This is a genomic window from Streptomyces sp. NPDC056128, from assembly GCF_042263835.1.
In the GTDB taxonomy this organism is placed as follows: domain Bacteria; phylum Actinomycetota; class Actinomycetes; order Streptomycetales; family Streptomycetaceae; genus Streptomyces.
On record NZ_JBHJVQ010000020.1, the window covers coordinates 26,820 to 50,299 of the forward strand.

Consider the following 23,480-nt stretch of genomic DNA (forward strand, 5'->3'; position numbering starts at 1 on the left):
GGGGCCGCGTACGCTTGCGCGGGTGAACGCGACCGATCGCACCCCTGCCGACCTGCTGAGTTCCGCGCTCGCCGCGGACCCGGGACGCCCCCTGGTGACCTTCTACGACGACGCCACCGGCGAACGCGTCGAACTGTCCGTCGCCACCTTCGCCAATTGGGTGGCCAAGACCGCGAATCTGCTCCAGGACGAACTCTCCGTCGAGCCCGGCGACCGGGTCGCGCTGCTGCTGCCCGCGCACTGGCAGACGGCGGTGTGGCTGCTGGCGTGCGCGTCGGTGGGTGTCGTCGCCGACGTGGCGGGTGACCCGGCGTCGGCCGACGTGGTCGTCAGCGGGCCGGAGCCCGAATCGCTGGACGCCGCGCGGGCGTGCTCGGGCGCGCGGATCGCGCTGGCGCTGCGGCCGCTCGGGGGGCGGTTCGCGCCGCGCGCGCCGGAGGGCTTCGCCGATTACGCGGTGGAGGTGCCGGGGCAGGGGGACCGGTTCGTGCCGTACGCGCCGGTGGATCCGGAGGGGCCTGCGCTGATCGTCGCCGGGCGGGAGTTCAGCGGGGCGGAGGTCGTGGAGCGGGCGCGGGCGGAGGCGGCCGGGCTGGGGCTCACCGGGCCGGGGGCGCGGATTCTGTCGGGGCTGCCGTACGACACGTGGGAGGGGTTGAGCGCGGGGTTGTACGGGCCGTTGGCGAGTGGGGGGTCGGTGGTGTTGTGCCGGCATCTGGAGCGGGCGGGGGACGGGGTGCTGGATCAGCGGATCGAGGCGGAGAGGGTATCGGCGACGGCTCGGTGAGTTTCTTGGCAGAGCCCAGGTCGGGTGTACGCGAGGTACTGACCCGGCGTTGACCGGGCGCCCGGCGTCGGAGCTGGGCGGGGGTGGGTGTCGCAGCCCGGCGTGGCGGGGTGCCGCTCTCTTTGGGACGGGAGCCGCCCCAGCGGCACGACTGCCCGCAGCTGGGGCGGGAGCGACTGCCCGCAGCTCAGCAAGCAGGACGGCTGCCCGCAGCTGGGTCGGCAGACGGCTGGCCGCAGCTGGGGCGGTGACCCGTTCGGCTCACTAACGTTCCGCGTCCCCGCCGCCCGCGCTGCATGGTCGTAGGAGCGCACGGGTGTGGGACGGAGGGAGACGTGAGCGATGACGCCGGGAAGGGGGCGGGGGCGTCCGCGTCCGGGGACGGGCTGAGGCGGCGGCGTCGGAGGCGGCGGCTGGCCCGGGCGGGGATCGCGGTCGGCGTGGTGGCCGTCGGTGCCGTGGGCGTCGGGTGGGCGGTGTACGCGAAGCTGAACGGCAACATCACGTCGGACGAGGCGGCGGCGGCCGAACTCGCCCGGTACGAGAAGGAGCGCCCCACCGCCCTGGTGCGCGGCGCGCAGAACGTGCTGCTGATCGGGTCGGACTCGCGCGCCGGCGACGGCAACGCGCGCTACGGCCGGGACTCCGGGACCGAGCGGTCGGACACCACGATCCTGCTGCACCTGGCGGCGGGCCGGGACAGCGCCACCGCCGTCTCCCTCCCCCGCGACCTGATGGTGAACGTGCCCGGCTGCCACGGCCCGGACGGGGCCCGCACCGAGCCGGTGTTCACCCAGTTCAACTACGCCTTCGCGGCCGGTGGTTCGGCGTGTTCGATCCGGACCGTGGAGAAGCTGACCGGCATCCGGATCGACCACCACGTGGTCGTCGACTTCCAGGGCTTCAAGAAGATGGTCGACGCCCTCGACGGCGTCGAGGTGTGCCTGCGCAAGCCGGTCGACGACGAGGACGCCAAGCTGAAACTGCCCGCGGGCCGGGTGACGCTCGACGGTGAGCAGGCGCTCGGCTACGTCCGCGCCCGGAAGTCGCTCGGGGACGGCAGCGACACCGACCGGATGGACCGGCAGCAGCGCTTTCTGGGGGCGCTCGTGAACAAGGTGCAGAGCAATGGCGTACTGCTGAATCCGGTGAAGCTGTACCCGGTTCTCGACGCGGCCACGTCGTCACTGACCACGGACCCGAATCTGGCGAGTCTGCGTGGCCTGTACGACCTCGTGCGCGGGCTGCGCGACATTCCCACCGAGCGCGTGCAGTTCCTGACCGTCCCCCGGGAGTCCTACGCGGGCGACGCCGACCGCGACCAGCTCGTGCAGCCCGACGCCGAGAACCTCTTCACCCGGCTGCGGACGGACGACCCCGTGACGATCGCGGCGCCGGCCCACGGCGAGACCGGTGACGCCGATTCTCCGGCGCCGACGTTCAGCGGGAACACCGCCGACGAAGACGTCTGCGAGTAAAGCGCGTTCAAAGTCACGGCAAGACCCGTGCAAGGCGCGCATGAAAGTACGGACAATTGTCCAAGAAATGCGCTGGATTGCCCAGTTGTAAGTTTCGTGGCATGCGTCACTGCCATCGCCCCGAGCCGAACCGGGCGGTTAGTGTGAGCGATCCCGGTGTGCCCGGCCCCGAGGCTCTGCCCGAGGCCGCGCACCGAGTGAGCGAGACCGGGCGCCCGGAGGGGAGGGCGCCGCGTGGCCCCGACGGAGGATTCGGACAACCGTGGACGCGCAAGGCCGTGGACGGGCGGGCGACATCGACCCCGCAGACCAGTGGGTACTCAATCCGGACACCGGCGAATACGAACTGCGACTGTCCCCTTCCACAGCGCAGTCACCGGTCCCGGGTCCCCGGGGCGCCGCCGCGCCCTCCTCGGCGCCGGACCGTGAGGTGCCCGCGCAGCGCAGGCGCCGTTCGGCTCCCGAGGAACCGCCGCCGGGACGGGCCGGGCGACGGCGGCCGGCGAAGAAGAAGTCGAGGGGCAAGCGGGTCCTGCTGTGGACGGGCGGCACCATGGCGTTCGTCGTCCTCGCCGGCGGCACCGCCGGATACCTCTATCTCCAGCACCTGAACGGCAACATCCAGTCCGTCTCCGACGACGGCGCGAGCACCGGTGGCTTCCAGAAGGACAAGGCCATCAACATCCTGCTGATCGGCACCGACAAGCGCACCGGCAGCGGCAACGAGGGCTACGGCGACACCGGCAGCGCCGGCCACGCCGACACCACGATCCTGCTGCACGTGTCCAAGGACCGCTCCAACGCCACCGCGCTCAGCATCCCCCGCGACCTGATAGTCGACATCCCCGACTGCCCGACCACGCAGGAGGACGGGACGAAGAAGGTCATCCCCGGCTCCAGCGGCGTCCGCTTCAACACCAGCCTCGGCCAGAGCGGCCGTACGCCCAGCTGCACCATGCGGACCGTCACTGAGCTGACGGGGGTGACGCCGGACAACTTCATGGTGGCCGACTTCAACGCGGTCAAGACGCTGACCTCGGCCGTCGGCGGCGTCGAGGTCTGCCTGGCGAAGGACATCGACGACCCGGACTCGCACCTGAAGCTGCCGGCGGGCGAGCACACCGTCGAGGGCGAGCAGGCGCTGGCCTTCGTCCGCACCCGGCACTCCGTGGGCTTCGGCGGCGACCTGAGCCGTATCGAGATCCAGCAGCAGTTCCTCAGCGCGCTGATGCGCAAGTTGAAGTCCAACGACACGCTCACCAGCCCGTCGAAGATGCTGAAGCTGGCCGAGGCGGGGACCGAGGCGCTGACCGTCGACTCCAAGCTGGACAGCATCGGCAAGCTGAAGGACCTCGGCCTGGAGCTGGGCAAGCTCAACACCAAGAACCTGACCTTCACCACGGTGCCGGTGATCGACAACCCGGCCGAGAAGGTCAAGGCGACGGTCGTGCTCAAGGAGGGGCCCGCCCAGCAGGTCTTCGACATGATGCAGAACGACGTCTCCTTCACCGAGGTCAAGAAGAAGGAGTCGGAGAAGGAGAAGAAGGAGGCGGCCGCGGTCGCCGCCCGCCTCAAGGGCGAGCAGTCCGAGCCCTCCGAGGTCCGCGTCCGCGTCTTGAACGGCGGCGCCCCCGCCGGCAGCGCCCAGCAGGAGCTGGCCTACCTCCAGACGGACGCCGGCGTCACCAAGTCCGAGAACGCGGGCAACGCGCCCAAGGAAGTCGCCAAGACCACCCTGGAGTACGCCCCCGACCAGGCCGACCAGGCCCGCGCCCTCGCCGAGATCCTCGGCCTGTCCGGCGCCGCCATGAAGCCCGGCGAGAGCGTCACCAACTCCCAGGGCCTGCCCACCATGACCCTCACCCTCGGCAAGGACTTCAAGGGCGCCGGAGTCAAGATCAGCGCCTCCGCGGGGAAGACGCCCGAGGGCGTCGACAAGTCCACCGCGGACAAGGTCGAGTGCGCGAAGTGACCTGAGGGCCTCCAAACCCGTCTGACAGTACGACAGTCCATCGGTGCGCCGGGGGACGGCCGGGACGGAAGCGGCCCCGCGGGGCGTGCGATCCGTCGGGACCGCCGTACAGCCAACGAGGGGCTCCGTACGTCCAACTGTGCGAACAGGTCGCGCGCAGGGGCACGTTCACGGGCCCGAGGGTGGGAGAGGGACATGACGCAGGGCAGTGTGCACGGGGAGGGAACGCGACCGGGCGCGGTCCGACAGGCGCACGGCAGGGACACCGGCGCCGAGGGCGGGGGCGGGGGCGGCACCGGTACGGCAGGACCGCCGGGCCGGGGGGACGGGAACCGCCGCCGGTCCGGGCGGCGGCGCTCCGGACGCCGGCGCCGGGCGCTGCGCTGGTCGGCGACGGTCCTCGCGGTGCTGATACTCGGCACGGCGGGCGCCGGATACCTCTACTACCAGCACCTGAACGGCAACATCGAGAAGGGCGCGCGGAGCAGCGGCGACTCCAAGGCGCACCGCACCGAGCCGAACGCGGCCGGCCAGACTCCCCTGAACATCCTGCTGATCGGTTCCGACAGCCGCGCCTCCGAGGCCAATGTGGCGCTGGGCGGCGGCAAGAACAACCGCGACAACCCGCCGCTGGCCGACGTGCAGATGCTGATCCACCTGGCCGCGGACCGCAAGAGCGCGGCGGCGGTGAGCATCCCCCGTGACACCCGCGTGGACATCCCCGCGTGCCAGAACACGGAGACCGGGGAGAAGTTCCCCGCGACCAACGCCATCATCAACGAGTCGCTGGCCCGCGGCGGCGCCGGCTGCACCCTGGCCACCTGGGAGAACCTCACCGGGGTCTACATCGACCACTGGATGACGATCGACTTCGCGGGCGTGGTCTCGATGGCGGACGCCGTCGGCGGCGTCGAGGTCTGCGTGAACCAGAACGTGTGGGACCGGCCGCTGCCCGGCGTACCCGGCGGCTCGGGCCTGAAGATGGAGGCCGGCCGCAACAAGGTGCAGGGTGAGCAGGCGCTCCAGTGGCTGCGCACCCGGCACGCCTGGGGCAGCGACCCGCTGCGGGCCCGGGCCCAGCACATGTACATGAACTCGATGATCCGCACGCTGAAGCAGCAGAACGTCTTCACCGACACCGGCCGGCTGATGGACCTGGCGGAGGCCGCCACCAAGTCCCTGACCGTCTCCGAGGAGATCGGCACGGTCAAGAAGCTGTACGACCTGGGCATGCAGCTCAAGACGGTGCCCACGGACCGCATCACCATGACGACGATCCCCACCGTGGCGGACGACCAGGACGCCAACCACCTGCTGCCGGCCGCCGGCACGGACCAGATGTGGGCGATGCTCCGCGACGACGTGTCCTTCGACGACAAGGGCGCCAAGGGCGACAAGGGCGACAAGGGCGCCAAGGGCGGCAAGGGCGGTGGGAGCGGCAAGGACGATAAGGACCCGAAGGGCGCCGAGGGCGCCACCGGGAAGCCCTCCGACGAGCCCGCCGCCGACTCCGACATCGGCGTCCTGGTCCAGAACGCCACCCGCTCCGACTCGCTCGGCCCGGTCAGCGGACGGGCTGGCGCGGTCGCCGGGACGCTGGCGGAGAAGGGCTTCTCCAGGGCGACGACCGACACCTCCGCCGCGCTCTCCGAGGAGCGGACCCTGGTCCGTTATCCGAGCGACGAGCTGGCGGGTGACGCGCGGCGCGTCGCCGATGCGCTGGGCATCCCGGCGAGCGCGGTGCGCAAGTCCACCGACGTGTCCGGGATCACGCTCGCCGTGGGAGCTGACTGGCGCTCGGGCACGTCCTATCCGAAGCAGAAGACGCCCGAGGCGGGAGACCTGCCGGACGACAGCGACGCCCTCAACGGCTCGGACACCGGCAAGTGCATGGACGTCTACAAGCCCTACCGATGGTAGGAGTTCACGAAAATAGGAGGGATTGCCCTGTTGTAGGGGAGTCGAATGTGACACCAGAGTCGTTCGACGCTGAACTGGGCGGATAGTGTGAGCGCTCCAGTGCCCCTGCCGCGAGGCCAGCCCTGGCGTCGTGCACTAGTTGACCCTTTATCGTGCGCCTTCCGGAGAAGGCGCCGCGTGGCCCCCGACGGAGGATTGGGAGACCGTGGACGCGCAAGGACGTGGGCGGGCAGACGATGTCGATCCCGCAGACCAGTGGGTACTGAATCCACGCACCGGTGAATACGAACTGCGACTGTCCCCTTCCGCACCGCAGTCGTCCGTTCCGGGCCCCCGCCGGGGCGCCCCCCGCTCCTCCGGCGCATCCGGCGACGCCGGCGGCGGCACGGCGGGCACGGCCCGTCGCCGTACGGCCGCGCCCGGCCGCGAGGTCCCGCCCCAGCGGCGGCGCAGGCCCGCGCCCGAGGAGCCGGTACCGGGGCGGCGCGGACGCCGGCCGGAGAAGAAGTCGAAGGGCAAGCGGGCCCTGCTCTGGGTCGGCGGCAGTACCGCCTTCGTCGTCCTCGTGGCCGGGGTCGGCGGCTACGTCTACCTCAAGCACCTCGAGGGCAACGTCTCGACGACGGACGTCGGCAGCGCCGGAAGCAGCAGCTTCAAGAAGAACGAGGCCTTCAACATCCTCATCATCGGCACCGACAAGCGCACCGGTGAGGGCAACGAGGGCTACGGCGACAAGGGCAGCGTCGGGCACGCGGACACGAACATCCTGCTGCATGTCTCCGAGGACCGCTCCAACGCCACCGCGCTCAGCATCCCCCGCGACCTGATCGTCGACGTCCCCGACTGCGAGACCATGCAGAAGGACGGCACGAAGAAGATCATCCCCGGCACCTCGAACGTCCGCTTCAACACGAGCCTCGGCGAGAGCGGCCGGGACGCGGGCTGCACCATGCGCACGGTGAAGGAAGCGACCGGGATCCAGCCGAACCACTTCATGATGGCCGACTTCAACGCGGTCAAGACGCTGACCACCGCGGTCGGCGGCGTCGATGTGTGCGTGGAGCACGCCGTGGACGACCCGAAGTCCCATCTCAAGCTGCCCGCGGGCGAGTCCAAGGTGGAGGGCGAGCAGGCGCTGGCCTTCGTCCGTACCCGGCACGCCTTCGGCAACGAGGGCGACCTCGACCGCATCAAGGTGCAGCAGCAGTTCCTGGGCTCGCTCATGCGCAAGATGTCCTCCAGCGACACCCTCACCAGCCCCACCAAGCTGGTGAAGCTCGCCGAGGCCGCCACCAACGCCCTGACCGTGGACAAGGCCATCGGCAAGGTGGGCACGCTCAAGGACTTGGCCCTGGAGCTGAAGAAGGTGCCGCCGAAGAACATCACGTTCACCACGGTGCCGGTGATCGACAACCCCGCCGAGAAGGTCAAGGCGACGGTGGTCGTGAACGAGACCACGGGCCCCCAGGTCTTCGACATGATCAGGAACGACATCTCCTTCACCGAGGTCAAGCAGAAGGAGAAGAAGGAGGCGGCCGCGGTCTCCGCCCGCCTCAAGGGCGAGCAGTCCGAGCCCTCCGAGGTCCGCGTCCGCGTCATGAACGGCGGCGCCCCCGCCGGCAGCGCCCAGCAGGAGCTGGCCTACCTCCAGACGGACGCCGGAGTCACCAAGTCCGAGAACGCGGGCAACGCGCCCAAGGAAGTCGCCAAGACCACCCTGGAGTACGCCCCCGACCAGGCCGACCAGGCCCGCGCCCTCGCCGAGATCCTCGGCCTGTCCGGCGCCGCCATGAAGCCCGGCGAGAGCGTCACCAACTCCCAGGGCCTGCCCACCATGACCCTCACCCTCGGCAAGGACTTCAAGGGCGCCGGAGTCAAGCTCGACACCGCCTCCGTCAAGAAGCCGGACCTGGACACCGAGTCCACGGCCGACCAGAAGCTGTGCGCCAGTTGACCTGACGGGCCTGTCGTGCGTCTCACATGACGGCGACGGGTCCGCGCGGTGGCGCGGGGGTGGGGAGGGACGCGCAAGTGACGCGGAGCGGTGTGCAGGAGGAGGACAGACGGGAGGCCGTCCCGGACGTCCAGGAGAGTGGCCAGGCCGGCGGACGCCGTCCGCGGCGGGCCCGCCGGGCGCTGCGCTGGAGCGCGGTGGTGCTCGCCGTGGTCCTGGCCGGCACGGCCGGTGCCGGTTACCTCTACTACGAGCACCTCAACGGCAACATCAAGAAGGACCCGCTGAACCTGGGGGACGGCAAGGTGGCCGCGCCGACGCCGAACGCGGCCGGGCAGACCCCGCTGAACATCCTCGTGATCGGCTCGGACGCCCGGGACAGCGAGGAGAACCAGCAACTGGGCGGCGCCCGCGAGACGTTCGGCTCCACGCCGCTGGCGGACGTGCAGATGCTGGTGCACGTGTCCGCCGACCGCAGCAACATGTCGGTGGTGAGCATGCCGCGCGACACCCTGGTCGAGATACCCAAGTGCACCGACCCGGACGACGGGAAGGTGTACCCGGCGAGCGACGGCCGGGTGATGACCAACCAGAGCCTCGGGCACGGCGGCCCGGGCTGCACGGTGGCCACCTGGCAGGAGCTGACCGGCATCCACATCGACCACTTCGTGATGGTGGACTTCGCGGGCGTGGTCGCGATGGCGGACGCCGTCGGCGGCGTCCCGGTGTGTGTGGACGCCAACATCCACTCGCGCGACAGCAAGGGCCACGGCTCCGGTCTGAAGCTGGAGAAGGGCACGCACCCGGTCAAGGGCGAGCAGGCCCTGCAGTGGCTGCGCACCCGCTACGGGTTCGAGGACGGCAGCGACCTGGCGCGGGCGAAGGCCCAGCACATGTACCTCAACTCGATGGTCCGGACGCTGCGCGAGAACGCGACCCTCGGCAACCCGAACAAGCTGCGCAGGCTGGCCGAGGAGGCCACTTCGGCGCTCACCGTGGACCCGGGCCTGGACACCGTCAAGAAGCTGTACGACCTCAGCGACGAGCTGCGCCGGGTGAAGCCGGAGCGCATCACCATGACCACGATGCCCAACCGGTACGTGGGCGCGCGCGTGGAGCCGACCGAGGACGCCGAGCAGCTCTTCCGGCTGGTGCGCGAGGACATCGCGCTGGACGGCAAGGACGCGAAGACCAAGCCCGAGGCGGAGCCGGAGGAGCCGGACGACCCCGCCGCCCCCGACGGCGAGATCGCGGTCCAGGTCCGCAACGGCACCCGCACGGACCGTCTCGGCGCGGCCGGCGGACGCGCGAACACGGTCGCCGGTCTGCTGGTGGAGCGGGGTTTCACCCGGGCCGTAGCGGACCCCTCGGTGCTGCCGAGCGAGGACCGCACGGTCGTCCGCTATCCGAGCGCCGACCTGGAGGGCGACGCCCGGCGCGTGGCCAAGTCACTGGGGATACCGGCGAGTTCGGTGCAGCGCTCGACCGACGTCTCGGGGGTCACGCTCGTCGTGGGCGCCGACTGGCGCGAGGGTACGGCGTACAAGGCGCCCGAGTCCGACGACCGGACCCCGGAGTCGGCCGAGGCCCTCAACGGCGCGGACGAGAGCGCCTGCATGAAGGTGGACCCGGCGTTCAGCTGGTCCTGACCGGCGTCAGCGCACCTCGGCGGCGTCGGCGGTCCCGGGGTCGGGCTGGACGGCCGGGCGCCGTGAGGCGATGACCTTCCTGGCCAGCGACTTGGGGCTGGTCAGGAAGCCCCACCCCCACGACATGTGCATGGTCGCCAGCGCCACGGGGATCTGGGCCCGCGCCTTCAGCCCCAGCCCCTTGCCCGCCGGGACCGAGCCCGCGGCGATCGCGGCCAGGTAGGCGCCCGGTATGACGAAGCCCCACGGGGTCAGCGCGGCGCCCACCACGACACCGGCCGCGATGGCGCACACGGCGGTCGGCGGGGCGAGGTAGCGCAGGTTGATGGAGCCGGAGTGGTAGCGGGCGACGACGTGCCGCCAGCGGCCGTAGTCCTTGTACTGCTTGGCCAGCGCCCGCACGCTCGGCCGGGGGCGGTAGGAGACCCGCAGCTCGGGCGAGAACCAGATCAGGCCGCCGGCCTCGCGGATGCGGAAGTTCAGCTCCCAGTCCTGGGCGCGGATGAACTCCTCGTTGTACCCGCCCTGCCGCTCCAGCGCCTCGCGGCGGAAGACGCCCAGGTACACGGTCTCGGCGGGTGCGGCCTCGCCGCCGGTGTGGAAGGCGGCGTTGCCCACGCCGATCTTCGACGTCATCGCGGCGGCGACGGCGTCCTCCCAGGCGTTCTCGCCCTCGGCGTGCATGATGCCGCCGACGTTGTGCGCGCCGGTCTCCTCCAGCAGCCGTACGGCCGTGGCGATGTAGCCGGGCGACAGGATGCCGTGGCCGTCGACGCGGACGACGACGGGATGGCGGGAGGCCTTGATGGCGGCGTTCAGCGCGGCGGGCGTACGGCCGGTGGGATTCGGCACGGTGTGCACGCGCGGATCCTCGGCGACGAGTGCGGCGGCGATCTCGTCCGTGCGGTCCGTCGAGGGACCGAGGGCGATCACGACCTCCATCTCGCCGGAGTACTCCTGGGCGAGGATGGCGCGGACGGCGCCGCGCAGGTGCCGCTCCTCGTTGAGGACGGGCATGATCACGGAAACGGCGGGCGGCCGCACGTCGGACTTGGCGTTCATCGGTGCTCACGTTACCGCGAACGGGGGACACGGGTGCGCGCCGCGGGGGTCACAGCCCCGGGCAGCAGATCGTATGGGCCTACGGTGCTCACGGATCCCACGTCCGGCCTCACGGTCCGCAGCCAAGGGCCCGTCCTCGCGGAGGTGTCACCTTGCCCACGCCGCCCCGCTCCCCCCGGGTCCCGGCCTCGTCCCCCCGGGGCGGTCCCCCGCCGCAGCGCCGCGGCCCCCGGCCCGCCGGGCGTCCGCCGAGGCCCCCCGTACGGCGGAAGAAGCCGCGCTGGGCCATGCGGGCGGTGACCGCGCTGTCGGTGGTGGTGCTGGCCTCCGCCGGCATCGGGCACGCGGTGCTCTCCGGCCTGGACGCGGACATCTCGCGGGTCGACCCCTTCAAGGACATGAAGAACCGGCCCCGCGCGGGCGACGGCATGAACGTCCTGATGGTCGGGACCGACGGCCGGGACCGGATCAGCGAGGCGGAGCGGCGCAAGTACAAGCTGGGCGGCGCACCCTGCCACTGCACCGACACGATCATGATCGTGCACATCTCGGAGGACCGGGAGCGGGCGAGCGTGGTGAGCCTGCCGCGCGACTCGTACGCCGAGACGCCCGGCCACACCGACCGCACCACCGGGGAGCGGCACAAGGGGCACCCGGTGAAGCTGAACGCGGCCTACGCCGAGGGTGGCCCGCAGCTGACCATCCGCACCGTGGAGAACATGACCCACGTGAAGATCGACCACTATCTGGAGGTCGATTTCACCAGCTTCATGAAGACCGTGGACGTCCTCGGCGGTGTGAAAATCTGCACCGTCCAGCCGCTCAAGGACAGCCACACCGGGCTCGACCTCGCGCCCGGCGACCACACCCTGATGGGCGGGCAGGCGCTCCAGTACGTCCGGGCCCGCCACCTCGACGGGGCCTCCGACCTGAGCCGGATGAAGCGCCAGCAGCGCTTCCTGGCCGCCCTGATCGACCGGGCGACCTCCTCGGGCATCCTGCTGAACCCGCTCAAGTTCCGTGACGTCACCCGCGCCGTGCTGGGCTCGGTGCGGGCCGACAAGGGCTTCGGCACCGACGAGCTGCTGGCGCTGGGGCGGGCGATGCGGAACTTCTCGCCGTCCTCCTCCGAGTTCACCACCGTGCCCATCGGGAAGATGGGGTACGCCGTGAAGGGCGTCGGCTCCACGCTGAAGTGGGACCCGGTGAAGTCCGAGCGGATCTTCGACGCCCTGCGCGAGGACAAGCCGCTGTCGGCGCCCCGGCCGAAGCCCACGGGTCCGGCGCCGGTGCGGGTCCCGGTGGACCCCAAGCAGATCCGGGTCCAGGTGGAGAACGGCACCCGCACCCCGGGCCTGGGCAAGCGGGTGGACGACGCGCTGGCCGCGACCGGGTTCCGCACCACGCGGGCGCCGCGGAACGCCACCGACCGCGCCGTCGAGCGCACCCTGGTCGCCTACGACCCCCGCTGGGACCAGTCGGCGAAGTCGCTGGCCGCCGCCCTGCCCGGCAGTGAGCTGCGGCCGGTCAAGGGTCTGGGGGCGACGCTGAAGGTGATCGCGGGCGCCGACTTCAGGCAGGCCGTGAAGGTCCGCCCGGCCGACCCGCCGCAGGAGTCGGGCACGGTGGTGCGGGGCGACGAGGTGGTCTGCGGCAAGGAGTGAGGGGCCCGGTTTCCCGGTCCCGGCTCAGTTGCCGGAGACGGTGACCTTCTCGTCGTTCTTCAGCTCCTTGACGAGCTGCTTCACCTTGGCGTCGTCCCACTTGAGGTTTCCGCCCACGCTGCCGGAGACCGGCATGTTCATCGAGGTGCCGTCGCCGCCGCTGACGCTCTTCATCGCCCAGAACATGCTCGCCAGGTCGAACAGGCCCATGTCCTTGTCGACGATGAGGGAGTCCAGGCCGGCGCCCATCGTCGGGTACAGCTTGAACGGGTTGAGGATCGTCGAGGGGGTGGCCACCTGGCTCGCCAGCGCCGACAGGAACTTCTGCTGGTTCTTCGTGCGGTCCAGGTCGGAGCCGGCCAGCGCGTACCGGGTGCGGACGAAGGCGAGGGCCTCCTCGCCGTTCAGGGTCTGCTTGCCCTTCTTGAGGTCGGCGCCGGACTTCTTGTCCTTGATGTCCTGCGGGATGTCCATCTCCACGCCGCCGACCGCGTCCACGATGTTCGCGAAGCCGGCGAAGCCGATCTCCACGTAGTGGTCTAGGCGCAGCCCGGTGTTGTGCTCGACGGTGCGCACCAGCAGCTCGGGGCCGTCCTCGGCGTACGCGGCGTTCAGCTTGGTGTGGCGGCCGGTGCCGGGGTACGTCTTGCCGGAGTCGGAGCCGACGAAGGACGGGATCTCCACGTCCGAGTCGCGGGGCAGCGAGATCAGCGTCGACCCGTTGTCCCCGGTGTGCAGGATCATCATCGAGTCGGTGCGCTTGCCCTCGGCGTCACCGGTGTGCAGGTTCTTCTTCTGGTCGTCGGTCATGCCCTCGCGGCTGTCGGAGCCGACGATCAGGTAGTTCGTGCCCTCGCCGGCCTCGGGCCGCTCGATGACCTTGGACAGGTCGACCTCGCGGTTGAGCTTGGAGTCGGCCCAGAAGTAGGTGCCGACGGTGGTGACGACCAGCGCGGTCACGACCGTGATCGCGGTCCACTTGATCCGGCGGCGCCAGTCCGGCGCGGGCCGGCCGGGGCGGCCGGGGCCCTGACCGGGTCCGTGGCCGCCGGGGCTGCCGTAGACCTGGCCGGTGTTGTAACCGCTGTCGTAGCCGTCGCCGCCGTGCCCCTGGCCGTCGACGTAGGACGGCTGCTGCGGCACCCCGCCGCCGTACGGCGGGGCCGACGGGCCCGGGCCGGGCGGCGGAGCCGCGCCGCGGCGGACCTGGCGCATCACGCGTGCGCTCTCGGGCTGTGCGCTCCCGCTGCCACGTCCGTACCGGCCGCGGTTGTCACCGGACCATCCCTCGGGCCAATCATTCATGCGCACCAGTGTGCAGGTACGCGCTGTGGGCCATACAAGGGTCGTCGGAAAATAGGGTCAGCGCTGTTGCGAAGCTGACACAAAATTACGCCGGTGTCGCCCCGGCATAAGGTGGAGGCCATGACAGACCAGGCAGAACAGGCCTCGGCCGCGCGGTCGGCGCCACCGGAGATCCCGGGCAAGCCGACCTCGGCCTCCCGCACCACCCTCAGCCACATCATGACGCACGGCGACACCAACCTTCTGGGCACCGTGCACGGCGGCGTGATCATGAAACTGGTCGATGACGCGGCCGGCGCCGTGGCGGGACGGCACTCCGGCGGGCCGGCGGTCACCGCGTCCATGGACGAGATGGCGTTCCTCGAACCGGTCCGCGTGGGCGACCTCGTCCATGTGAAGGCCCAGGTCAACTGGACCGGCCGCAGCTCCATGGAGGTCGGCGTCCGGGTCATGGCGGAACGCTGGAACGAGTCCACCCCGGCCACCCAGGTCGGCTCGGCGTACCTGGTCTTCGCCGCGGTCGACGCGGACGGCAAGCCGCGCACGGTCCCGCCGGTGCTGCCGGAGACGGAGAAGGACAAGCGCCGCTACCAGGAGGCCCAGATCCGCCGCACCCACCGCCTGGCCCGCCGCCGCGCCATCATGGAGCTGCGCGAGCGGCGGGTGGCGGAGGGGTACCAGGACTGACCGGCCGGGGCCGGCCCTCGAGGTCAGGGGCAGGACACCGCACCTCGAACCAGAGCAGCTTCCCGGCCCCCCCCGTCCGAGCAGATCGTCGCCCAGCGACCAGCCACCCCACGATTCGGCGCAAGCCCGCAGCAGGTGCAGCCCTCGTCCGCCGCCCGCGTTTTCCGCCGGGGCGGGATCCGTGCGTCGCCCTCCGGGCGGTTCCGCGAAGGGCGCGGGGATGTACGGGTGGCTGTCCCACACCCCGACCCGCAGCCGCCCGTCGCCGAGCGCGGTGAGCCGCAGCGAGCACGGGCCGCGGGTGTGCCGGTAGGCGTTGGTGACCAGCTCGGACGTCAACAGCTCGACGGTGTCCAGCACTTCATGCCGCCCGTGCCCGCCGAGAGCGGCCCGTACGGTCACACGTGCGACGCGTGCGGCTCTGGGGTCGTGCGGCAGGCGGAGGGCGTACGCCCAGGTGTCGTGCAGGGATACGGTGCCCATGAAGGGGCCTCCTGGAGAGAGGGGATCGGCTTGCCCGACGACCGCACCGAGCGGTGGCTGTGCCTGTGGGGGTGCGCTTCCGGCTTATGGGGGCGGGGAGTTGGGCGGTGGAACGAGACTCACCATAGAGGGTTCGATGTGATACTTAACATCGAACAGAGCATAGGATTCACATTTTCCTCGTGTGAGTGACGCGAGGGAGCGCGCCGCGACGAGAGAAGGACCGTGCCGCCCAGCACACCGCCCACCCTGCGCCAGCAACGTCTCGGCGCCGAACTCCGCAAGCTCCGCGAGCAGTCGGGCCTGACGTCAACCGCCGCAGCAGCGCTCCTCGGACTCAAGCAGGCACAGATCAGCAGCATCGAATCGGGCCGCTACGCCGTCGGCGCGGACCGGGTTCGTACCCTCGCCCGCGCGTACAGCTGCCCCGACGAAGCGCTGGTAGAGGCGCTGGCCGCCATGACGGGCGGCCGCATCCGTGGCTGGTGGGACGAGTACCGGGACTACCTTCCGGTCGGTCTGATCGACCTCGCCGAACTGGAACATCACGCGGCCGCGCTCCGCGTAGCCCTGGCACTCCACATCCCCGCGCTGTTGCAGACCGCCGATCACGCCCGGGCAATGCTCAGGGAAGCCGTGCCATCCTTTCGGCCCTATGAGCTCGAACACCGACTCTCGTATCGCATCAAGCGACAGGAGGTCCTCCATCGCGCCGGGGGTCTTCCCTATACCGCCCTGGTGCACGAAGCGGCACTGCGCATGCAGTACGGAGGACTGGACGTCACCCGTACACAACTGGTGCACATCCTCGAACTGGGCGAACAGGAGAACATCACAGTCCAGGTGATCCCCTACTCATCGCCGCACTTCCCCGGAAACGGCCAGTCCTTCGACTACGCGGCCGGCCCGGTCCCGCAACTCGACACGGTCCAGTTGGACACCCACCACGGTGGTTGCGAGTTCCTGGACGCTGAGGCCCAACTGACGAAGTACCGGACACTCCTGGACCGCATGGAGACCTGCGCACTCGGCCCCGCAGCGTCACGCAAGTTCATCGAACGCCTCGCCCAGAGTCTTTGAAAGGGAACAACGTGCATCCCCTCACCTGGCGGAAGTCCACCTACAGCCCCGACGGCTCGAACTGCGTCGAGATAGCCACCACCTCGACCACAGTCCTGGTCCGGGACTCCAAGGCCCCCGCAGGGTCACGCCTCAGCTTCCCCTCCGCCGCGTGGGCGGACTTCCTCTCCCACGCGGCGGACGGCCCCTCCGGCACTTGAGGGCGCAGCCGGGCGCGCGCTCTCAAGAACGGTGTGTCAAAGCATCAGCAGCAGCCGTGTGTTCGGCACGAGCTTCCGGTTCACGCTGGTGCTCTGCACGAAGATCGTGAAGTCGTCGTTGTGGTCCGGCCTGACGCGGACCTCCACGTCCGGCAGACCGAGCAGCGCTCGGGCTTCAGGCCCCGTGTACACCCGGTCCGTCTTCTTCTCCAGCACCGATATCTGCTTCTTCGGCTGGACCTTCTCCGACTTGCTCAGCTGGTAGAACGCACCGCCCGTACGGTAGGTGTACCCGCTTTCGACGACCCAGTCCCGAATCGCCGCGTCACGCGTCACGGGGACCAGCTGGTACTTCGACGAGTCCACCGGGGTGAGGCCGGCCGCCTTGATGGTGTCCTTGTTGACCGCGTCCGCGCCCGTGGAGAACACCGCCCGCGACCCCCGGATGCCCTGAGCGCGGCCCACCATGAACTTCTCGGTGGCCTCCTGGATGACCTGCCCGGCCTCCTGCAGACCCTGCGTGCTCGTGGCGTCCCAGATGGCGATGTTGTCCTTCGGGAACCCGTACTGCATGGCCTCGCGCTTGCCCATCTGATCCGGCACGAGGACAGCCAGCGTCCAGTTGTCCTCCTGTGTCTCGATCATCCCGGCCACGGCGTCGACCAGTGCACGCGGATCCTTGGCCGGGGCGTCCGGGCAGCGATGGCTCACGTTCTCCTGCCCGTCGGTGAGTACGAACGTCAGGAAGCTGTGGTCGCCGTACAGTTGAGCTGTCTGCGCCAGCTCCCGCTGCGACTTGAGCGTGGCCGCCAGCAGCGCCGTCATTCCACCGACCCGGTACATCTGCTTCAGCGACGGCATCCGCAGCACGTCCTTGTCGTAGATGACGCACTCCACCCTGTCGGCGAAGACGTACACCGTGACGCGGGTCTCCTGGTCCAGTTCCTGCGATCGGCGGGCCAGATACGCGATCTGCTCGTCGGCGACTTCGACCACCTTGTGGCTCAGGCGGGACATGGACGAACTGGCGTCCAGCACGAGAGCGACGTGATTGATGTAGTTCTGGCTTCCGGACAAGGCGGCTCCCCCTCTTTCCGACTCGATGCCCCTACCGTCTCACCCACCACTGACAATCGACCCGTACGACGACAGCCCCCGGCGTCACGCCGGGGGCTGCGTGCTAAGGAAGGTTCCTGGCCATCACGGCTGCGTGCTTTACAGGCCATACGGCTCCGACCTGCATGAACAGCCCTCCCAGAGGGGACCTCCCCAGCATTTCCCCATGATCGTCAACAGTCTGCGCAGGTCGGCCTAGCTGGACCGGAGCCACGACTGGGAGCGCGCCAGACGAGCAGGCTTGGAAGAGGTCACGGGGTTTCCCGTTCCGTCAACCGTGATCGCTTGACCAGCACACCCGGCCCTCGGGAGCATCAACCCAGACGCGAGGCACTGACAGCGGCATGGGAGGGGAACCCAGACCATGAAGGTCACCAAGCTGGTCAGCACGTGCGACGTCAAGGACTGCCCGACGATCTACGCGACGGATCGCGGCACCTTCTTGGTGCAAGGCGAGACGCCAACGGACCACGGGCTTCAGATTCCCGCTCACGAAACCCTCGTCGAGATCCCGATGGAACTGCTCCAGAAGGCCATCCGTGACAAGCTCATCTAATACCCTCGGCGACCTCTTCGACTCATTCCAGCGTGAGGCTTTCCGTCTGGAGACCCTGGCCGACTACAGCAAGTCCGGGAACGTCGACGCGTATCACACCTACCTGGCCGGAGAGCCGCAGCCAGACGACTACAATACCGGGTGGGTGGAGGAACTCCGCTCGCACACCGAAAACGGGAAGCGGGTCTATCGAGTACACATTCTGACGCGCCCACTCACGGACTATCTTTGCTTCGAACTCGGGTGGGGTTACCGGAAGAACATGACCGGGGGCGAAGAGTTCTTTATCCTCGACGTCACCGACAAACCAAATCCCCTGGCCGGCGTGCCGGACTTCTGGTGCTTCGATTCGGAGTCCGTGGCCGTGATGAACTATGACGGGGCGGGAAAGTACCTGGGCTCGGAAGTGCTGGAGCCGGAGCGGGTGCCTGAGTTCACTAGGTACCGCGACGCGGCACTCGCCGACGCGGAACCATTCCCCGATTGGTGGGCCAAGTACGGGGCGTGAATAGATCACAGCTTGGGGCCGCGCTGCGGGCGCTGCGAATGGCATCCGGAAAGGAAGCCAAGGCAGTGGCCCGCAGCGCCCTCATGTCTCCGTCCAAGCTGTCCAAGATCGAGAATGCCAAGCTCGCACCGAGCGCCACGGATGTTGAACGCATCCTGACCGCCATCGGCGTCTCAGATGAGGTCAAGGCCGAGTACACGGAGGCCGCCCGAGCATCGGCGACCGAAGCGACAGCGTGGCGGCTACTGAAGCGCATCGGCGTCCACAAGGGGCAGCAAGCCGCCAAGGCCCTGGAAGCCCAGATGTCGAAGCTGCGGCTCTTTCAACCGGCACTGGTCCCCGGTCTGCTTCAAACCCCCGAGTACATCCGTGCCGTTCTGAAACGGCATAACCTGAGCGAAGACGCCCTCACACGCACGATCAACGGAAGACTTGAACGGCAAGCGGTTCTCTACGACAGCACGAAATCACTTCAGTTCGTCATCACGGAACCCGTGCTGAGGTGGAGAATCGTCCCGCCGCAGATGATGGCAGCGCAACTCGACCGCATTGCCTCGATATCGCGCCTGCCTCACGTGGATATTCGGTTGGTACCGCTGGCGATTCAGCAGCACGACATCGCCAATCACGCGTTCGTCATTCGCGATGACCACATGGTGACGATAGAGACCGTGCACGCTGAAGTGGTCGTTACGGACCCCAGGGACGTTGGACTGTACGTAGATAAGTTCGATGGGTTCACAGCCGTAGCTCTGTCGGGTGACAGAATGCGGGGCCTGCTCGAAGACATCCGCAACGACTTTTTGCGGGAACAGGAAACAGCCTAGAGGCGCACCCCCGGCCAGCCGAAGATGGCGTCATGGGGAGCGAAGAGAGAACTTCCGATCCAGAGTCGACCGCATCGGAAATCAGTCTGATGGAGGGGACAAGTGAGCCGTCCCCTAAGCCTGGTTGCCGTACGTGCCTCTCGCTGTCGGTCGCTCGCGAGAACGCGCGATCCGCAGGGGACTACAGCGGGGTTTCAGACGGCAACGTGAGACTCCGTCGCCACCAAGCTGAGGTACACGCGTGACGCGCAGGGGAGCGGCGCAGCGGCTCTTCGCTGACCGGCCGCTGATGACGATGCGCGTTTCCCGGGACTCCGGGCGCTCGTGGGAGCCCGAGCAGGCTGTGTCCGCGAGCGATGAGCTGGCACCTCTGATGACTTCAGCGTGGCCTCCGTGCGAGTGCGCGCGGTGCGCCGACTCCGGCAAGCGATCCAACCGCTGAAGCGCGGTTCTATCTCCCCCTTTGAACTCCCGCCCAAGTGGGCGGCGGCGGTCAGCCATGACCGCGATTAGTTAGCAGGAAGGTGCAGTGATGCAGAACGGAACCGACCTGTACGCGCTCGACATCAGCGGGGCCTCGTTCGTGAAGGCGTGCGGCGGCCCCTGTACGGAGGGGTGCGTGACCCTGGCCCAGATCGGTGACGCCCTCTGGGCGCTCGGTGACAGCAAGCGGCCGGCCGCGCAGCCGCTGCGGTTCACCACGGAGGAGTTGGACGCGGCCGGTATCGACCCGGCGCGCTTCGGCCTGAACGTCTGATCCTCCCCTGCCGCCAGTCGGGCCGGGTCCATCCCCCGTCCCTGGGTCCGGCCCGGCTGGCACCTCCCTCTCGAACGGGAACGACTGGTGCACCACCACGGCTATCTATGGATCGGACCGAAAGAGCGCTTCGACAACGAGGCCCTACGGCGTCCCCCGCACCCTGCGCCTCCACCGGCGCCAGTGTCTAATGAGGACGTGAAGGCAGAGCAGCTACTCAAGCGCTACCGGGAGGTAGTGGCCGAGTTCCCGACATGCGAACTGCCACCGATCGAAACGGCGTACTGGCTCATCAAGCCCCGTTCTTTGGTTCGTGGCACCTGGGATGAGGCCAAGGAAGCGGCAGCATGGATCGGTGAACGGCTGGCCGAGTACGCGTCCCGGTTCGCCTCCGAGCGTGACCGGGACACCACCCGCCTGGCACAACTGGTAACCGCTTCTGCCGAACGACTGCACACGGGCGGTGATGTGTCGTCCGGCTTCTACCTTGAGCGTCCCTCGTATCTGTCCCTGGCTGTGGTGACGTGCTCCCCGAACCGTTCAATGCCTGAACTGGCCTGTCCCGTGAGGTACGTCACCGAGCGATTCCGGCTAGGAGCCCAGACGTGCTGAGGGAGCGCTACCACTACAGCCCCGGCTTCGCGCCGGGGCTGTGTTGTTTGTGCAGACCTTCGAAACCGCCTCTGACCTGTGAAAACCCCGCTAGGGAAGATTCCTCGCCATGACGATCCGCTGGACCTGGTTCGTGCCCTCATAAATCTGCGTGATCTTGGCGTCGCGCATCATGCGCTCCACCGGGTAGTCACGGGTGTAGCCGTAGCCGCCGAGGAGCTGGACGGCGTCGGTGGTGACCTCCATCGCGACGTCGGAGGCGAAGCACTTGGCGGCGGCGCCCTGGAAGGTCAGGTCGCTGTCGCCGCGCTGGGACTTGGCGGCGGCCGCGTACGTCAGCTGCCGGGCGGCCTCGATCTTCATGGCCATGTCGGCGAGCATGAACTGGATGCCCTGGAAGTCGGCGATCGGCTTGCCGAACTGCTTGCGCTCCTTGACGTAGCCCTTGGCGTAGTCGAGGGCGCCCTGGGCGATGCCGAGGGCCTGGGCGGCGATGGTGATGCGGGTGTGGTCCAGCGTCTTCATCGCGGTGGCGAAGCCGGTGCCCTCCTCGCCGATCATGCGGTCGGCGGGGATGCGGACGTTGTCCAGGTACACCTCGCGCGTGGGCGAGCCCTTGATGCCGAGCTTCTTCTCCGGGGCGCCGAAGGAGACGCCCTCGTCGGACTTCTCGACCACGAAGGCGGAGATGCCCTTGGAGCGCTTGGCGGGGTCGGTGACGGCCATCACCGTGTAGTACTCGGACTCGCCGGCGTTGGTGATCCAGCGCTTGACGCCGTTGAGGATCCAGTGGTCGCCGTCGCGGACGGCCTTGGTCTTCATGCCGGCCGCGTCGGAGCCCGCGTCGGGCTCGGAGAGGCAGTAGGAGAACATGCCCTCGCCCTGGGCGAGCGGGGTCATGTACTTCTTCTTCAGGTCCTCGGAGCCGGAGAGGATGACCGGCAGGGAGCCGAGCTTGTTCACCGCCGGGATGAGGGAGGAGCTGGCGCAGACGCGGGCGACCTCCTCGATCACGATCACCGTGGCGAGCGCGTCGGCGCCCGCGCCGCCGTACTCCTCGGGGACGTGCACCGCGTGCAGGTCGTTCGCGGTCAGGGCGGTGAGGGCCTCGCGCGGGAAGCGGGCCTCCTCGTCCACCGCCGCGGCGTGCGGCGCGATCTTCGCCTCGGCCAGCGCACGGACGGCGTCGCGGAGCATGTCGTGCTCCTCGGACGGGCGGTACAGGTCGAAGTCAGCCGATCCGGCCAAGGTGTCTCACGCTCCAAAACGCTGTGATGCTGGGCACGCTAACTACCGTTAAGTAACCAAAATTTTAGAGCCCTGGCCGGGGTCATGGATAGGTGAGCTTGGCGACAGCCGACCGACGGGGCCGCCCCGCACCCCCGTTATGCTCGGGCGCGCACCCCACGCCGTACACCTCTGGAGCACCCATGGCCCTCAAGATCACCGTGATCGGTACCGGCTATCTCGGCGCGACCCACGCGGCGGCGATGGCCGAGCTCGGTTTCGAGGTGCTGGGCCTGGACGTGGTGCCCGAGAAGATCGAGATGCTCAAGCGGGGCCAGGTGCCCATGTACGAGCCCGGTCTGGAGGAGTTGCTGGCCAAGCACGTCGCCGGGATCGAGGGGTCCAGCGGGCGGCTGCGCTTCACCACCGACTTCGCGGAGGTCGCGGCCTTCGGCGACGTGCACTTCCTGTGCGTGAACACGCCGCAGAAGCACGGCGAGTACGCCTGCGACATGTCGTACGTCGACGCGGCGATCGCCTCGCTCGCGCCCCATCTGACGGGCCCGGCGCTGGTCGTCGGGAAGTCGACGGTGCCCGTGGGCTCCGCCGACCGGCTGGCCGCCTACCTCGCCGAGCACGCGCCGGCCGGCGCGGACGCCGAACTGGCCTGGAACCCGGAGTTCCTGCGCGAGGGCTTCGCCGTCCAGGACACGCTGCGCCCCGACCGGCTCGTGGTCGGTGTCCGCAGCGAGCGGGCGGAGAAGCTGCTGCGCGAGGTGTACGCCACACCGATCGCGGAGGGATCGCCCTTCGTCGTCACGGACTTCCCGACCGCCGAGCTGGTGAAGACCTCCGCGAACTCCTTCCTGGCCACCAAGATCTCCTTCATCAACGCGATGGCGGAGGTGTGCGAGGCGGCCGACGGCGACGTCGCCAAGCTGGCCGAGGCGATCGGCTACGACGACCGGATCGGCCGGAAGTTCCTGCGGGCCGGGATCGGCTTCGGCGGCGGCTGTCTGCCCAAGGACATCCGGGCGTTCATGGCCCGCGCCGGTGAGCTGGGCGCCGACCAGGCGCTCACCTTCCTGCGCGAGATCGACTCGATCAACATGCGCCAGCGTGGCCAGATGGTGGAGCTGACCCGGCAGGCGCTGGGCGGCGGCCCGTTCCTCGGCAAGCGGATCGCGGTGCTCGGCGCCACCTTCAAGCCCGACTCGGACGACGTACGGGACTCCCCCGCGCTGAACGTCGCCGGGCAGGTCCACCTCCAGGGCGCCCAGGTGACGGTGTACGACCCCAAGGGCATGGCGAACGCGCGGCGGCTCTTCCCGACCCTCGGGTACGCCGACTCCGCGCTGGAGGCGGTGCGGGGTGCCGACGTGGTGCTGCACCTGACGGAGTGGCGGGAGTTCCGCGAGCTGGACCCCGAGACGCTGGGCGAGGCCGCGGCGGCCCGGGTGATCCTGGACGGGCGCAACGCCCTGGACCCGGAGACCTGGCGCAAGGCCGGCTGGACCTACCGGGCGATGGGCCGCCCCACGGCCTAGGCCCTCAGCCGGTGAAGGGTGGCGCCCCGTTGGGCCCCGGAACCGCCACCCCACCCACCCCCACCCCCAAAAAACACCAAACGGCGGCC

Annotated in this window: 20 protein-coding genes and 1 pseudogene; 16 read left to right on the plus strand and 5 right to left on the minus strand. The window is 69.4% G+C overall.

Annotation, left to right across the window (positions count from 1 at the left end; all coding sequences use genetic code 11):
- Positions 1-22 precede the first annotated feature (22 nt).
- The 6 genes from ACFC1X_RS28400 (at position 23) to ACFC1X_RS28425 (ending at position 9,760) form a co-directional block, all read left to right on the plus strand.
- Positions 23-787: a TIGR03089 family protein gene (locus tag ACFC1X_RS28400; RefSeq protein WP_376358567.1), complete on the plus strand. Its 765-nt coding sequence runs from the start codon at positions 23-25 to the stop codon at positions 785-787.
- A gap of 296 nt (positions 788-1,083) precedes the next feature.
- Positions 1,084-2,265 (plus strand): LCP family protein, encoded by a 1,182-nt coding sequence (locus ACFC1X_RS28405; protein WP_376358570.1) that lies wholly within the window; start codon positions 1,084-1,086, stop codon positions 2,263-2,265.
- Between the two features lie 262 nt (positions 2,266-2,527).
- On the plus strand, positions 2,528-4,237 hold the full coding sequence (locus ACFC1X_RS28410) for an LCP family protein (protein WP_376358573.1): 1,710 nt from the start codon (positions 2,528-2,530) through the stop codon (positions 4,235-4,237).
- A 195-nt stretch (positions 4,238-4,432) separates the two neighbouring features.
- Positions 4,433-6,157 (plus strand): LCP family protein, encoded by a 1,725-nt coding sequence (locus tag ACFC1X_RS28415; protein WP_376358576.1) that lies wholly within the window; start codon positions 4,433-4,435, stop codon positions 6,155-6,157.
- 205 nt (positions 6,158-6,362) lie between these two features.
- The gene (locus ACFC1X_RS28420; RefSeq protein WP_376358579.1) at positions 6,363-8,111 is read left to right on the plus strand and encodes an LCP family protein; all 1,749 of its coding nucleotides are present in this window, start codon (positions 6,363-6,365) and stop codon (positions 8,109-8,111) included.
- Between the two features lie 77 nt (positions 8,112-8,188).
- Positions 8,189-9,760, plus strand: coding sequence for an LCP family protein (locus ACFC1X_RS28425; RefSeq protein WP_376358582.1), 1,572 nt, complete (start codon positions 8,189-8,191; stop codon positions 9,758-9,760).
- A gap of 6 nt (positions 9,761-9,766) precedes the next feature.
- Here ACFC1X_RS28425 and ACFC1X_RS28430 read toward each other — a convergent pair whose 3' ends face one another.
- Positions 9,767-10,822: a glycosyltransferase family 2 protein gene (locus ACFC1X_RS28430; RefSeq protein WP_376358585.1), complete on the minus strand. Its 1,056-nt coding sequence runs from the start codon at positions 10,820-10,822 to the stop codon at positions 9,767-9,769.
- A gap of 287 nt (positions 10,823-11,109) precedes the next feature.
- Here ACFC1X_RS28430 and ACFC1X_RS28435 point away from each other — a divergent pair, with 287 nt between their 5' ends.
- Entirely contained in the window at positions 11,110-12,486 is a 1,377-nt protein-coding gene (locus tag ACFC1X_RS28435; protein ID WP_376358588.1) for an LCP family protein, read from the plus strand.
- A gap of 24 nt (positions 12,487-12,510) precedes the next feature.
- Here ACFC1X_RS28435 and ACFC1X_RS28440 read toward each other — a convergent pair whose 3' ends face one another.
- On the minus strand, positions 12,511-13,791 hold the full coding sequence (locus ACFC1X_RS28440) for an LCP family protein (RefSeq protein ID WP_376358591.1): 1,281 nt from the start codon (positions 13,789-13,791) through the stop codon (positions 12,511-12,513).
- Positions 13,792-13,911: 120 nt separating this feature from the next.
- Between ACFC1X_RS28440 and ACFC1X_RS28445 the strand changes: the two genes are divergently transcribed.
- Positions 13,912-14,478: an acyl-CoA thioesterase gene (locus ACFC1X_RS28445; RefSeq protein ID WP_161329101.1), complete on the plus strand. Its 567-nt coding sequence runs from the start codon at positions 13,912-13,914 to the stop codon at positions 14,476-14,478.
- Here ACFC1X_RS28445 and ACFC1X_RS28450 read toward each other — a convergent pair.
- Positions 14,432-14,961, minus strand: a pseudogene (locus tag ACFC1X_RS28450) (ATP-binding protein). The gene ACFC1X_RS28445 and the pseudogene ACFC1X_RS28450 sit on opposite strands and share 47 nt — an antisense overlap.
- Before the next feature lie 225 nt (positions 14,962-15,186).
- Between ACFC1X_RS28450 and ACFC1X_RS28455 the strand changes: the two are divergent.
- Together ACFC1X_RS28455 and ACFC1X_RS28460 are read left to right on the plus strand one after the other, a co-directional pair.
- Complete coding sequence (locus tag ACFC1X_RS28455; RefSeq protein WP_376358594.1) at positions 15,187-16,041, plus strand: helix-turn-helix domain-containing protein; 855 nt, start codon at positions 15,187-15,189, stop codon at positions 16,039-16,041.
- An 11-nt stretch (positions 16,042-16,052) separates the two neighbouring features.
- A complete protein-coding gene (locus ACFC1X_RS28460) occupies positions 16,053-16,241 on the plus strand; it encodes a DUF397 domain-containing protein (RefSeq protein WP_376358596.1) in 189 nt (62 codons plus the stop codon).
- Positions 16,242-16,277: 36 nt separating this feature from the next.
- On the opposite strand, the gene ACFC1X_RS28465 is transcribed toward ACFC1X_RS28460, so the two are convergent.
- Positions 16,278-17,318: a vWA domain-containing protein gene (locus ACFC1X_RS28465; protein WP_376358599.1), complete on the minus strand. Its 1,041-nt coding sequence runs from the start codon at positions 17,316-17,318 to the stop codon at positions 16,278-16,280.
- Positions 17,319-17,721: 403 nt separating this feature from the next.
- Between ACFC1X_RS28465 and ACFC1X_RS28470 the strand changes: the two genes are divergently transcribed.
- The 5 genes from ACFC1X_RS28470 (at position 17,722) to ACFC1X_RS28490 (ending at position 20,617) form a co-directional block, all read left to right on the plus strand.
- Positions 17,722-17,913, plus strand: a complete 192-nt coding sequence (locus ACFC1X_RS28470) for a hypothetical protein (protein ID WP_376358602.1) — start codon at positions 17,722-17,724, stop codon at positions 17,911-17,913.
- Complete coding sequence (locus ACFC1X_RS28475; RefSeq protein ID WP_376358605.1) at positions 17,897-18,421, plus strand: DUF6879 family protein; 525 nt, start codon at positions 17,897-17,899, stop codon at positions 18,419-18,421. Before ACFC1X_RS28470 ends, ACFC1X_RS28475 begins: the two co-directional genes overlap by 17 nt.
- A complete protein-coding gene (locus ACFC1X_RS28480; protein ID WP_376358607.1) occupies positions 18,418-19,248 on the plus strand; it encodes a helix-turn-helix domain-containing protein in 831 nt (276 codons plus the stop codon). Before ACFC1X_RS28475 ends, ACFC1X_RS28480 begins: the two co-directional genes overlap by 4 nt.
- Positions 19,249-19,780: 532 nt before the next feature.
- A complete protein-coding gene (locus ACFC1X_RS28485) occupies positions 19,781-20,005 on the plus strand; it encodes a DUF397 domain-containing protein (RefSeq protein WP_376358609.1) in 225 nt (74 codons plus the stop codon).
- 87 nt (positions 20,006-20,092) lie between these two features.
- On the plus strand, positions 20,093-20,617 hold the full coding sequence (locus ACFC1X_RS28490; protein ID WP_376358612.1) for a hypothetical protein: 525 nt from the start codon (positions 20,093-20,095) through the stop codon (positions 20,615-20,617).
- Between the two features lie 90 nt (positions 20,618-20,707).
- On the opposite strand, the gene ACFC1X_RS28495 is transcribed toward ACFC1X_RS28490, so the two are convergent.
- Positions 20,708-21,865 carry an acyl-CoA dehydrogenase gene (locus tag ACFC1X_RS28495; protein WP_376358615.1) on the minus strand — a complete coding sequence of 386 codons (1,158 nt, stop codon included), beginning with the start codon at positions 21,863-21,865 and terminating at the stop codon, positions 20,708-20,710.
- Positions 21,866-22,047: 182 nt separating this feature from the next.
- Here ACFC1X_RS28495 and ACFC1X_RS28500 point away from each other — a divergent pair, with 182 nt between their 5' ends.
- Complete coding sequence (locus ACFC1X_RS28500; protein WP_376358618.1) at positions 22,048-23,391, plus strand: UDP-glucose dehydrogenase family protein; 1,344 nt, start codon at positions 22,048-22,050, stop codon at positions 23,389-23,391.
- The last annotated feature ends 89 nt before the right edge of the window (positions 23,392-23,480 follow it).